Source organism: Lysobacter alkalisoli (genome assembly GCF_006547045.1).
Taxonomy (GTDB): Bacteria; Pseudomonadota; Gammaproteobacteria; order Xanthomonadales; family Xanthomonadaceae; genus Marilutibacter; species Marilutibacter alkalisoli.
The window spans coordinates 663373-676531 of the sequence record NZ_CP041242.1; the positions used below are offsets into that span (position 1 = coordinate 663373).

Sequence of the window (13159 nt, forward strand, 5' to 3'; positions counted from 1 at the left end):
GGCCTCGACGGGCTTGCCGATCGTCATCGCGCCCAAGGGCGCTCCTACAAATCACCGCACCGCGTCGGCCAGCGAACGCACGCTCAGTGCGCTATGAAGCGCGTCCAGACTTGCAGCAGACGTCATCCTGACGGTCATGGCTTCACCCGGCAGCAAAGTCAGCGCATTGTCGGCCAGCTCGACATCGAGGTCGCCGAAGTCGATCCACACCGCACGTGCGATCGATTTGCTGCGCAGCGTGAGCACGTAGCCGTCACCGTCCAGGTTCAACTCGGTCTGAAGATCGGGAGTGCTCCAGTCGATTTCCTTCGCGGCGCTGAACCAGACCACGCGGCGCGACGGTGGCTCGCCTTCGACCTCGAGATCGAACACCACCGCGGTCGTGGCCGGGTCCGCACCACCCAGCAGCTCGGTATCGGCGTAGTGCGCAACCAGTGTCGATGACAGCGGCGGCAGCGTGACCGACTGCCGTTCGTCCCGAAGCACGTTGCCATCCAGCCCGATCACCCGCATGCGCAGCTCGCCCTGCGATTCATGGGTGCGATCGGACAGCAGGTGCACGCGGGTCTCTGCGTCCTTGCGCAATGCGGAGACGGCGACCGGGGCGAAGAAGCGGCGGGCGTGGAAGTGCAGCGCCTTCCAGCGCCCGAACCAATCCATGCTCGACCACGATGCGCCCGGCCATACGTCGTTGAGCTGCCAGTACAGCGTGCCCATCGTGTACGGCCGGCTGCGGCGGTGGTGCAACGCGGCCAGTTCGATGCCCTCGGCTTGCGTCACCTGGCTCAGGTAGACGAAGTCGTCGAAGTCCTTCGGCTCGCCGAATTCCATGCGTACGTAATGCAGCAGGCGCTCGTTGCCCTTGCCGGCCATGAACTTCTGGTGCGCCTCGATCACCGGCGTATCGATGCCCTGTTCCTCGCGCCTGGCGAATGCATCGATGGTGCGCTGGACGGGCCAGCCCTGCAGGCCGTACTCGGCCATGAAGCGCGGGGTGATGTCGAGGTAGGCCACCGGTGGAAGCGCCTGATTGCCCCAGATCTGCCAGTAATGCATGTTGCCGCCAGTCGGGATGTCGGCGACTTCGGCGAGGTCGTCGCTGGGCGAGCTGGACCAGTAGGCGATGCCGCCGGCCTCTTCCGCGACGACCTGGCGCAGGTCGTGGCCGAACAACTGGACGTAGCCGTCCCAGACCTTCCCGGCGAACACGGGGTCGGCTTCCTTCAGGGTCTTGCCATGGCCCCAGTTCTTCCAGGCGATCTCTTCTTCGTTGTTGCCGCACCACAGCACCACGCTGGGGTGGTTGCGGATGCGTCGCACCTGGTCGCGGGCCTCGGCGACCACGTTTGCGCGGAATTCGGGGTCGTAGGCCGGCTGCATGCCGCCGCCGAACATGAAGTCCTGCCATATCAGCAGGCCCAGCTCATCGGCGATGTCGAAGAAGGTATCGCTCGGGTAATAACCGCCGCCCCAGCCGCGGACCATGTTCATGTTGGCGTCGACCGCGGACTGCAGCACGCGGCGCAGTTGCGCCTCGCTCACGCGTGGTTCGAACATGTCGAACGGGATGAAGTTGGCGCCCTTGGCGAACACCGGGATGCCATTGATCTCGAAATAAAAGCTCCGGCCGGTCTCGTCGGGATCGAGCCGCAACTCAACGCTGCGCAGGCCGGTGCGCCTGCTGGCACTGGCAACCGTCCTGCGGCCATCCAGCACTTCCGCCTCGAAGCGGTACAGCGGCTGCGCGCCGTAGCCGACCGGGAACCAGCGCCGAGGCTCGTCGACCTGCAACGGCACGGTGATGGTGTTGCTGCCTTCGGTGACTTCGATGCGCTGCCGGGCGACGCGCTTGCGCTTGCCGTCGGGCGTGGTCTGCCACAAGCGTAATTCGTAGGTGCCGGCGCGAGCGGCATCGAGGCCGACGTGCACGACCAGTTCGGCGCGCTCGGCGGTGATCGTGTCCTGGCGGATGTGCAGGTCGTCGATCCGCACCGCGTTCCAGCTCTGCAGCTTCACCGGCTTCCACACTCCGGCGGTGACGTAGCGGGGGCCCCAATCCCAGCCATAGTGGTAACCGGGCTTGCGAACGAAGTTGGCGGTCATCGCATCGCGCGGCTCGTCGCCATACGGCGAGGGGTAGTTGCCGGCGATCTTGTGCGGCATCGCCTGCACCTGCGGCAGCATCCGGTTGATCGGTGAATGCAGTACCACGCGCAGTTCGTTGCCGGTCTCATGCAGCTTGCCCTGCACCGGCACGCGCCAGGTGCGGAAGAAGTTGTTGGCGTCGAGGATCTTCTCGCCGTTGAGATGAACCTCGGCGAAGGTGTCGAGGCCTTCGAACACCAAATCGCTGCGCGCATCATCGAGCACGTCGGCGGGGACATCGAATTCGGTCCGGTACTCCCAGTCGGCCAGCCCGATCCATTGCAGGCCGGCTTCGGGTGCGCCGACGTAGGGGTCGGGAATAAGCCCGTGCGCGAGCAGGTCGGTATGGACCGTGCCCGGCACGGTGGCCGCGCGCCATTCGGTGGCTTGTGCGCGTCCCTCGGCCTGCTCGTCGCCGGGAACCAGGCGGAACTGCCAGCCCTCGTGCAGGCTGAGTTCGGCGGGCGGGCTGGCGATGGCCACCGCGCTCGATATCGCAAGGGAAAGTCCGGCGATCAGGCATGGAATCAGCCGCGCGCGGCGGGAAGCGTTGGGCATGTCGGTCATGTCTTCGGCGCCTTGCAGTACTGGTCGATGAAGTCCTGGTGCAGCGGCATCGCGGTGACACAGTTCGCGATTACCTGGCGCATGTGCTCGACGTGCGCGACCAGATCGTCCTCGGGCATCTCGTCGACGATCGGATGGTAGCCGCGAGGCACGATGCGCTGGCCGAGCATCACCTGCACCCAGCTCGGCAGTGCGAAGAAGTCCTCGCCGTTGCGGAAGTAGCGGCCGTCGCTGCGGAACAGGTCGATGGCCTCGCGCAGGGTGTCCGGGATCGGCATCGTGCGGCAGTAGTCCCAGAACGGGGTGTCGTCGCGCTCGGTCGCGTTGTAGTGCAGGATCAGGAAGTCGCGGGTGCGTTCGTATTCGAACGTGGACTCGCGGTTGAAGCGCTCGGCCAGCAGCGGATCGAAATCGCGGCCGGGGAACAGACTGAGCAAACGGCCGAGGCCGGACTGGACCAGGTAGATGCTGGTCGATTCCAGCGGTTCCAGGAAGCCGCTGGCCAGGCCCAGCGCAATCACGTTTCTGTTCCAGAACTTCCGGCGCATGCCGGTGGTGAAGCGCAGCGCGCGCGGGTCGGCGAGCGCCTTGCCGTCGAGGTTGGTGAGCAGGGCCGCGGCGGCCTCGTCGTCACTGATGTGCTGGCTCGAATAGACATAGCCGTTGCCCGTGCGGTGCTGCAGCGGGATGCGCCACTGCCAGCCGGCCTTCAGCGCGGTCGAACGCGTGTACGGCGTCGGCGGGCCGACGTTCTCGCACGGCACGGCCATCGCCCGGTCGCAGGGCAGCCACTGGCTCCAGTCGACGTAGCCGGTCTTGAGCGCCTGCTCGATCAGCAGGCCGCGGAAGCCCGAGCAGTCGATGAACAGCTCGCCCTCGATGCGCTCGCCGCCTTCCATCAGGACTGCTTCGATGAAGCCGTCCTCGGCACGCTGGATCACGTCGACGATCTTGCCTTCTGTGCGCTTCACGCCGCGCTTTTCCGAAAGATTGCGCAGGAAGCGCGCGTACAGGCCGGCATCGAAGTGATAGGCGTAGGCGATGTCGGACAGCGGCGAGCCCGCGGGCGCGTTGCCCGGGCTGACCATGAACTTGCCCTGCGGCGCCGCCACGGTCTGCAGCGAATAGGCGCCGATGTCGGCCGCGCGTCCGGCGAGGAACAGCTTCAGCCAGAACTGGTGGAACGGCAACGGCCCGATGCCCTGGCCGATCTTGCCGAAGCCGTGGATGTAGCTGTCGCCGATGCGGCCCCAGTTCCTGAACTCGATACCCAGCTTGAACGTGCCCTGGGTATGGGTGACGAAATCGACCTCCTTGATGCCCAGCATCTCGCTGTTGAAGGTCTTCATGTGCGGGACGCTGGCCTCGCCCACGCCGACGATGCCGATTTCCTCGGATTCGACCAGGCGGATGGAGGCGCCCTTGCCGAGGTAGGTGGCCAGCGTCGCCGCCGCCATCCAGCCGGCGCTGCCGCCGCCGACGACAACGACGTTCCTGATCCGGTTGTCGCTGATCGTCACGGCGGATCCTCAGGAAAATGCGGATTGATGCGAGAAAGTACCCCCTCTTGCCATCGGGCACGAGGGGGCAGGGGGGCTCAGAACTTGTAGGTCAGGCCCAGGTAGTAGATGCGACCGGAGTAACCGTTGGACCAGAGGCGGGCCTTGGTGTCGTTGCCCAGGTGGGTGCGCGACTCCTCCTTGGTCAGGTTCAACACCGAACCGGTCAATGCCAGGTTCTCCAGGATGTTGTAGCCGACATTCAGGTCGATCTGCTGGTATGGCTCGGTGTAGAGGTTCTGGCCGTTGTGGAGGCCGCCCACCACTTCGCCGCGACGGTTGTACGATGCACGCGCCAGGAACTTCCCGGTTTCGTAGAACACCGTGAAGTTGGCCTGGGTCTTCGCGCTGCCGATCAGCGGCGACTTGCCGATCTCCCTGCCGTCGGGGAGGACGACGGCGGCCTCGTTGGTCTTGTTGTAGGTGTAGTTGGCCTGCAAGCCCAGGCCGAAGTCGAAGCTGTGCTGCGCGAACACTTCGACACCCTGCGAGATGCCATCGCGGCCGTTGACCTGGGTCGAGAAGTCCTGGACCGTCACCGTTTCGCCATCGATATCCAGTTGCTGATCGAAGACCGCCGGCACGGTGAAGTTCTTGACGTCCTTGTGGAACAGGCCCACGCCGACGACCGCGCCCGGCTGGTAGTACCACTCCAGGCCGAGATCGTATTGGGTGGCCTCGAACGGCTCCAGGCCCTTGTTGCTGCCGTTGCCGTACCAGCCAGGATTGACGCTGCCGCCGATCACACCGCGGTCATTGCTGTATTCCTCGGTGTAGAACTGCAGGCCGCCGGGGCGGGCAATGTTCGAGAAGGCTGGCCGTGCGATGGTCTTGGACGCGGCACCGCGCAACACCAGGTCGTAGGTGATGTCCCAGGCGATGTTGAAGCTGGGCAGGACGTCGGTGTAGCTCTTGTCCAGCGATGCGAGTGCGAATGTCTTCTCACGGGCATCTGCCCACACGTAGCCGCCTTGGCACTGCCGTCCGGGTGGCGGGTTGTTGGCGTCGCATGGCAGCAGATTGCCGCTCGCGTCCTTCTCCAGCAGGTACAGGAACCTTTCGACAGAGTCGGTGGATTGAGCCTTCTGGTTGGTGCGCACCACCCTCACGCCGAGGTTGCCGCGCAGACGGTCGGTGCGGAAATTGGCTTGCAGATAGCCGGCGTGGATTTCTTCGCTGACGTCGTAGATGAAGTCGGGCTCCCGACGGCGCTGGGCGCCGCCGTAGCGGCTGTTGAGATGGTCGATATAGGCCGGGTAGTTGATGCCCGGGAAGACGTTGGCATTAAAGCCACCCGGAATGTTGGTGATCGGCCGGGACAGGAAGAAGCCCGATTGGGCGATGCCCGCCTCGGGATCGCAGCCGGTCTGGTAGCGCTTGTCGTAATCGGTCGGGTCCTCGCCCTGACAGACCCAATAGGTGTTGCCGGTATTGCGATGAACCTTGCCATCGCGGAATTTGGTGCCGAACTGCAGCGATTCCAGCCAGCCGGTTTCGAACAGCCTGGTGACGTCGATCTGGAAGTAGTCCTGTGAGAGATCTGTTTCCATCCAGGACGAGTCGGTCGAACCGATGTCGATCTCGGCGATGCCGGACATCAGCATCTCCTGCAGGTCGGGCGAGAACGTCGCTGTCGGCGTGCCGCTCAGGTCCCAGGCGCTGTAGGTGTTGCCGGCCTGCCATGCGCCGTCGACGAAGCGGCGCGGCTTGGCCGACATTCGGAAGTTCATCGACGGGCCGCCCGAGGACTTGGTCCGGCCGCCCTTGGCGGAGATGCGCAGCAGGTCGCCGGCGTTCCACTCCATCCCGATGTCGAAGGTCTCCGACTTGGTCTTCTCACGGCTGTAGGTGCCGGTGAGCTGCGGCGTCGGCACGGTGCAATCGTCCGGACCCCAGCCGCCCGGGGCTTGCCCACCTGCCGCGGCCTCCGCTTCGCTGCAGTAGTACTGCTTGCCGGCGATCTTCTCGTATTCCGCGCCGGTGACGATGGTGCCGCTGGGGTCGAAGGTCAACCCGTTGAGCAGGCGGCCGCCCGGCCAGTTGCCGTCCCAGTTGATGCGGGCGAGGTTCCATTCCGGAATCTTCAGCTGGTTGAAGACGTAATCGCCCTGCAAGTCGAAGCGGAAGTAGTTGGCGGTCAGGGTCAGGTCGTCGGTCGGCCTGAACTGGAAGGTCAGCTGGGTGCCGGTGCGCTCGCGCTCCTCCTCGCGGATGCCGAAATTGACCGAAGTCGGCATGAAGAAATCGGAATAGTGGTTGCCGTGCTGGTCGTTGAAACCCGAGCCACCCCACCATTTTGCCGGTTGCGGGTCGAGCGCGTTGCCGTTGACGTCGACCGCGGGACGCGAGTTGTCATCGCTGTACCAGATCCAGTTCTCGGTGCTTGCCCCGATGCTGCGGTTGGTGCGCTTCTGTTTGGTTGCGTTCACCAGAAAGCCGAAGCGATTGTCCTCGCTGTGCCAGGAGTACATCGCCGACAGCTGTGGGTCGGTGGTCTTGCTGGTGTCGGAGTAGGTGCCCTCGGCCGAGACGAAGCCAGAGTTGGGCTCCATGTCCAGCGGACGGCGGCTGTGCAGGATCACGGTGCCGCCGATGCCGCCCTCGTCGAGGCGCGCTTCCGGGGTCTTGAACAGTTCCGCGCTGCCCAGCATGTGCGCCGGCATCAGCGCGTAGTTGAACGAGCGCGATGCCTCGTCGTTGGTTTCGGACGAGGCGATGTAGTTGCCGTTGAGCTGGGTCAGGGTGAGGTCCGGCTGCAGGCCGCGGACCTGGACTCTGTGGCCTTCGCCGCCGTCGCGGGTGATGATCACGCCCGGCACGCGCTGCAACGCGTCGGCGACGTTCTTGTCGGGAAACTTGCTGACGTCTTCGGCGGTGATGACGTCGACGATCGCGTTGGCGTTGCGCTTCTGCTCGAGGCTCTTCTCGATCGCGTAGCGATAGCCGGTGACCGTAACCGCGTCGAGATCGGTGGCCTGCTCGTTGGCGTCATCTACCGATGACGGCTCCTGGGCCTGGGCCATCGCAGCCGGACCATAAAGCGAAGTCGCGAGCGCAAGCGCGAGCAACGTCGGGGTGTGCCGCTGGTATTTCATCATCTCAATGCCTCCCTCCGCAGGAATTTGATGGGCATCCTTGAACGGCGATAGCAAATTAAATCGATCTAATTCAAAGACGGCGCGAGTTTGTGGGATACCTGACCTTGAGCATGCAAGCCCGACGCCGTCCGGTTGGCAGTCGGTATGGAATCCCCCATGGTGGCTGCGAGCTGCTTAGATCGATCCAAGATTGCGCGGGCAGAGATTTAGCACGACTCGGACGGCAGTGCATGTTGCCGCGCAGCATGATTTCCTGTTGCGGTGCTATCCCCAGGTGGAGTCCTCGATGGACGGAACCGTGTTGCCTCAAGGCAGGAGTTGTATCGATCCAGCTTGCTGACCGAAGCCTGACAGGTATCGCGCGCTGTCATTTCGGGAGTCTGGGGGCGTGCGTCCATGCCCCGACAACAGCGGGACAAAGCCCGGCCGATGGACCACCTCATGCTGCACTGCAGAATGCAATGCTGTCCCGGCTATGATTGATTTAGATCGATCTAGGCAGGAAGTCGAACGGCAGCACAGGCTGTCGCCCTCATCGGAATGGAACTTTAGATCGTGACAAATCTGGACTTTCCCCTCCCTCGGGTTGGAGCCCGGTCCCGCACCGGGCTCGTTTTTCTTCCCCCACGCTTGAAACCGCAGGCTGCAGCAGTGGCCCGTGGACGATCCGAATGCGGCGGCTGCCTGCAACCGCCCGAAATACAGAGGTAGCCGAGCCGTGCCCGATAACTTTTCGTCGACCTTCCCCGCCCGTGGCCTGCGTGCGCTCATGCTTGTTGCCGCGTTGTCGCTGCCGTTGCCGGCCCTGGCCTCATCAGTCGAAGACCTGGCCACGATGGTCAACACCTTCATCGGCAGCAAGGACGACGGCAACACCTTCCCCGGTGCGTCGGCGCCGTTCGGCCTGATCCAGGTTTCGCCGATCGGCGAGCACTATTCGGGTTGGCGCTACGACGACCCGAAGATCCACGGCTTCGGCCATTCCTTCATCTCCGGCGCCGGCTGCTGGGAACAGGGCGGGCAGGTTTCGGTGTTGCCGGTGGTCGGCACGATTGGCCCGGGCGCCACCTTCGATACCACCGAGGCCGCCACTTTCGATCACCGCAAGTACGGCGCCAGCTACACCCACGACGGCGAGATTGGCAAGGCGGGCTACTACAAGGTCCGCTTGACCGATACCGGTTATGGCCCGCATGCGGGCATCGATGCCGAGGCGACCGCGCTGACCCACGCCGCGGCCGAGCGTTACACATTTCCCGCGGACGAGACCGAAGGCCACGTGCTGGTCAACGTCAGCCAGGCCAATGCACGGCATCGCGTCATCGGCAGCGCCATCGAGGTGGTCGGCGACCGCGCGGTGGAAGGCAAGGTCACCACGATGAGCTTCTGTGGCGGGCACCAGTACAGCACCTGGTTCCGGATCGAGTTCGACCGCCCGTTCAAGTCGTTCGGCACCTGGGGCCAGGCCGGCGGCACGGCCGGCTCGCGCTTCAGCATGGAAGGCGAGCATGATCCCTGGAACGGCGCCTGGCTCAGCTTCGACCTGTCCAAGGGCAGGGCGGTGACCGCAATCAGCGCAATCTCGCACGTCGATGCCGAGGGCGCACGCATCAACCTGCGCGCCGATGGCATGAAGAACGGCAAGCTGATCGGTTTCGATGCCATGCGCGAGACGGCCCAGGATGCCTGGCGCAAGGAACTGGCTTCGGTGCGGATCGAGGGTGGCAGCAGCGATGACCGCACGGTGTTCTACACCGCGCTCTATCATGCCCTGTTGCAACCACTGACCGGCAACGACGCCGACGGCCGCTATCGCGGCTACGACGACAACATCCACGTCGCTGACGGCTGGACCTATTACGAGTACTTCTCGCTCTGGGACACCTACCGGTCGCAGAATCAGCTGCTGGCGATCCTGCGACCGGAGCGGTCCCGCGACATCGCCCGCTCGGTGCTGGCGATCCATGAGCAGGGTGGTTGGTTGCCGCGTTGGGGTTACGCGAACTTCGAGACCAATGTGATGACCGGCGATCCGGTCACGCCATTCCTGGTCGACCTGTGGCGTTTTGGTGCGCTGGAAGGGCGCGAAGCGCAGGCCTGGGCGGCGCTTCGCCAGAATGCCTACGAAGTGCCGCCGCTGAACTCGCGCCATGCCGGTCGCAGCGGCAATCCGAGCTACCTCGCCAACGGCTTCGTCCAGTTCGACCGCGCCTTCCCGTCCAAGGGCATGGACGTGGATCCGCACCATGCCGGCTCGGCAACGTTCGAGTACGCCGTCGCCGACTGTGCCCTGTCGCAGATGGCCGAGGCGCTGGGCCATGCCGGGGACGCGGCCGACCTGCGCCGGCGCGGTGGCAACTGGCGTGAGGTCTGGGATCCGGCGCTGGAGGAATCGGAAAGCGGTTTCACCGGCTTCCCGCGACCGCGGCTGGAGGGTGGGCGCTGGTTTACACCGCCGACCGGCCTCTACAGCCCGCGCTCGCACTACGGCTTCCATGAGGGCACCGCCTGGCAGTACCAGTGGCTGGTGCCGCAGGATGCGTCGGGTCTGGCCGAGGCCATGGGGGGGCGGGCGCGCACCCTCGAGCGCCTGGATGCCTTCTTCGCCCTCGACGTGTTGCGCGAGGACCCGCAGCGGGCGCGCGCGGAGTGGGTCGCCGGCCCCTATGACTACTACGGGCAGTTCCGCTTCAATCCCAACAACGAGCCGACCATGCACGTGCCATGGATGTACACCATGCTCGGCGAGCCGGCCAGGACCGCGATCGTGGTGCGCGCCGCGCAGACGCTGTTCACCAATGCGCCCAATGGCGTCACCGGCAACGATGACCTCGGCACGATGTCGGCCTGGTACCTGTTCACTGCAATCGGCCTGTATCCGCTGATGCCGGGCAGTGGTGAGTTGCTGCTGCATGCGCCGCGCTTCGAGCGGGTCGAGCTCGACCTCGGTGATGGCAAGACATTGCGCGTGGTCGCACCGGGTGCGGGTGGCAATGCGTTGCAGTACCCGCAGCGTGTGCACTTCAACGGCGAGCCGGTCGACCAGGTGTGGCTGGACTGGTCGCAACTGCGCGAAGGCGGCGAACTGGGCTTCGTACTCGGCAGCGAGCCGTCGGATTGGGGTGTCGCCACGTCCGCCACGCCGGCGATGGCCTGCCCTTCGGCAGCGGATGCCAGGCGCTGACAGATCGACATGAGCCCAGCGACGCGCAGCCGGCGACTGATTGCGAGCCCATGGCGGACCGTGCGACGGCGCGGCCGGGGCAGGGGGCGCAGCGATGCCGCCCGCAGGGACAATATTGAATCGATCCAGATAGGCAATAATCGGTTGTATCCAAGGACACGTAGAAAGGAGACTCCGATGACTGCAACCAGGTCCAGACGCAAGGCCGTCACCGTCACCGACATCGCCAAGGGTTGTGGGGTTTCGCGAGCGACCGTGTCGCTGGTGCTGCGCGGCAGCCCGCTGGTCCATGCCGACACGCGTGCCCGGGTCGAGGCCGAACTCAAGCGCCAGCGCTACGTCTACAACCGTGCCGCGGCCAACCTGCGCCGGCAGACCTCATCGTCGGTGGCGTTGGTGATCAACGATCTGTCCAACCCGTTCTTCGCCGAGTTCGCTGCCGGTGTCGACGAGGCGTTGGGCGAGGGTCGCTACGTAACCCTTCTAGGCAGCACCGCCGAATCGCCGCAGCGGCAGGAGGCGGTGCTGGCCTCGCTGGTCGAGCATGCCCGGCCGGGATCATCCTGTCGCCGGCCGAGCACAGCGACGGCGCCGAGCTGAAGCGACTGCTCGGCGCGCGCATGCCGGTACTGGTGTTCAACCGGGAGCTTTCCGGCCACGACTGGGATTTCCTCGCCCTCGACAACCAGCGCGGCGCACGCCTGGCCACCGAACATCTGCTTGCACGCGGCCATCGCCGTATCGCGTTCTTCGGCGGTCATGCCGACTCGAGCTCGTGCCGGCAGCGCCGCCAGGGTTATCTGGAAGCGATGCGCAAGGCAGGAATCGAGCCGGAAGACACCTGGCTGATCGAATCCAGTCCGACCCGTGTCGATGCCGCCGCGCGCACCGCCGAGCTGTTCGAGCGGGCGCCCGGTTCGACCGCGGCGGTCTGCTACAACGACAACGTCGCCCTCGGCCTGATGCTCGGCCTTGGTGCCCGTGGCGTGCACCCGGGGCGCGATTTTGCCGTGACCGGCTTCGATGACATCAACGAGGCTGCGCTGTCCACCCCGCCTTTGACGACCCTGGCTGCGCAACCGCGCGCCTGCGGTCGCCTGGCTGCGGAATTGCTGCTCGAACGGGTGAGCGACCCCGATGCCGCGCCGCGCCGGATAGTCGCACCGGTGCAATTGATGGTCCGTGGCAGCTGCGGGGAGTCGCGGCAATGAGCCGGATCCGTCTTCCATTCAACAGCCCTCCATCAAGACGCCATTGAAACGGCACCCGACCGAGAGAGAGTGTCCTCCCGCATGAGCACGCCTGCCCAAATCGAAAGCCCGCCGGCCGCCGCCACGCCCGTGAACAGCACGCGCATGGCATTGATCGCGATGACCGCGATCTTCTTCATGTGGGGGTTCATCACCGAACTCAACGGGGTGCTGATCCCGCACCTGCAATCGGTGTTCGAGCTGACCCACGCGCGCTCGATGCTGCTGGACTCGGCTTTCTTCGGCGCGTATTTCGTGATGGCACTACCGGCTGGACGCCTGGTGGCGAAGGTCGGCTACAAGCACGGCATCATGATCGGCCTGCTGATCGCCGGCGCCGGTGCAATGCTGGTGTTGCCGGCGGCACAGATGGCGTCGTTCAACCTGTTCCTGCCGGCACTGTTCATCCTCGCCACCGGGGTGGTGGTACTGCAGGTCGCGGCCAACCCCTACGTGAGCCTGCTGGGTGCGCCACAGCGCGCCGCCAGCCGGCTCAACTTCGCCCAGGCCGTCAACTCGCTCGGCCACACCATCGGCCCGTACGTGGCCGGCATACTGATCTTCAGCGCGACCCTGCTCAGCGCCGAGCAACTGGCGTCATTGCCGGCCGAACAACGGGTGCAGACCGTGCAACCGCTCTATATCGGCGTGGCTGCGACCTTGCTGGCGCTCGCCGCCGCAGTGTACTTCTTCCGCCTGCCGGCGCTGTTCGAGGCGACCGAGCAGGCCGACTCCCGGCCACATGGTTTCGGCGAGGTGCTGCGCCTGCCGCACGTGCGCTGGGGGGTGCTGGCGATATTCTTCTACGTGGGCGTCGAGGTCACCGTGGCCCACTTCATGGTCACCTACGTATCGCGGCCGGACATCGGCGCGATGAGCGGGCGCGATGCCTCGCTGTACCTGTCCTACTACCACGGCGCGGCAATGATCGGCCGCTTCGCCGGTGCCGCCTTGTTGATGCGCGCCAACCCACGTCAGGTGTTGCCCATGGCCGCGGCGATCAATATCGTCCTGCTGCTGGTGACGATGAACACCCTGGGCGATGTCGCGCTGTGGAGTGTGGTCGCAGTCGGGTTGTTCAACTCGATCATGTTCCCGACCGTGTTCACCCTCGCCATCGAGCGTCTCGGGCCCATGACCGAGAAGGCATCCAGCCTGCTGGTGATGGCGATCGTCGGTGGCGCGGTGATCCCGCCGCTGCAGGGCCTGTTCGTCGACATCTTCAATGCGCACACCGCCAGCGAGACGCGGGCGCTGCAGTACGCGTTCTTCGTCTCGATCCTGTGTTACGCCTACATCCTCTGGTACGGCTGGCGAGGTTCGCGCCTGGGCGGTATCAATGGTGGGCAGGGCTGA

General features: G+C 65.1%; 6 protein-coding genes and 1 pseudogene. 3 read left to right on the plus strand and 4 right to left on the minus strand.

The genetic code is table 11. The features are described 5' to 3' along the window. Positions 1-51 precede the first annotated feature (51 nt). The 3 genes from FKV23_RS02875 to FKV23_RS02885 all read right to left on the minus strand — a co-directional run bounded on the left by FKV23_RS02875 (position 52) and on the right by FKV23_RS02885 (position 7366). On the minus strand, positions 52-2703 hold the full coding sequence (locus FKV23_RS02875) for a beta-mannosidase (RefSeq protein ID WP_141625004.1): 2652 nt from the start codon (positions 2701-2703) through the stop codon (positions 52-54). Between the two features lie 5 nt (positions 2704-2708). Beyond that, positions 2709-4226, minus strand: coding sequence for a tryptophan halogenase family protein (locus tag FKV23_RS02880; protein WP_141625005.1), 1518 nt, complete (start codon positions 4224-4226; stop codon positions 2709-2711). An 83-nt stretch (positions 4227-4309) separates the two neighbouring features. Next, positions 4310-7366, minus strand: a complete 3057-nt coding sequence (locus tag FKV23_RS02885) for a TonB-dependent receptor (RefSeq protein WP_141625006.1) — start codon at positions 7364-7366, stop codon at positions 4310-4312. Between the two features lie 772 nt (positions 7367-8138). Here FKV23_RS02885 and FKV23_RS02890 point away from each other — a divergent pair. Continuing rightward, on the plus strand, positions 8139-10553 hold the full coding sequence (locus FKV23_RS02890; RefSeq protein ID WP_141625007.1) for a GH92 family glycosyl hydrolase: 2415 nt from the start codon (positions 8139-8141) through the stop codon (positions 10551-10553). Positions 10554-10730: 177 nt separating this feature from the next. Next, a pseudogene (locus FKV23_RS02895) lies at positions 10731-11764 on the plus strand (LacI family DNA-binding transcriptional regulator). 32 nt (positions 11765-11796) lie between these two features. Here the strand turns inward: FKV23_RS02895 and FKV23_RS17095 are convergent. Next, positions 11797-11943 carry a hypothetical protein gene (locus FKV23_RS17095; RefSeq protein ID WP_167284827.1) on the minus strand — a complete coding sequence of 49 codons (147 nt, stop codon included), beginning with the start codon at positions 11941-11943 and terminating at the stop codon, positions 11797-11799. Here FKV23_RS17095 and FKV23_RS02900 point away from each other — a divergent pair. Continuing rightward, positions 11924-13159 carry a sugar MFS transporter gene (locus FKV23_RS02900; RefSeq protein ID WP_244244081.1) on the plus strand — a complete coding sequence of 412 codons (1236 nt, stop codon included), beginning with the start codon at positions 11924-11926 and terminating at the stop codon, positions 13157-13159. The two genes, FKV23_RS17095 and FKV23_RS02900, sit on opposite strands and share 20 nt — an antisense overlap.

Coding starts and splice junctions, on each gene's coding strand:
- FKV23_RS02875 (WP_141625004.1), bottom strand. CDS start 2,703: ATGCCCAACGCTTCCCGCCGCGCGCGGCTGATTCCATGCCTGATCGCC.
- FKV23_RS02885 (WP_141625006.1), bottom strand. CDS start 7,366: ATGAAATACCAGCGGCACACCCCGACGTTGCTCGCGCTTGCGCTCGCG.
- FKV23_RS02890 (WP_141625007.1), top strand. CDS start 8,139: ATGCTTGTTGCCGCGTTGTCGCTGCCGTTGCCGGCCCTGGCCTCATCA.
- FKV23_RS02900 (WP_244244081.1), top strand. CDS start 11,924: ATGACCGCGATCTTCTTCATGTGGGGGTTCATCACCGAACTCAACGGG.
- FKV23_RS17095 (WP_167284827.1), bottom strand. CDS start 11,943: ATGAAGAAGATCGCGGTCATCGCGATCAATGCCATGCGCGTGCTGTTC.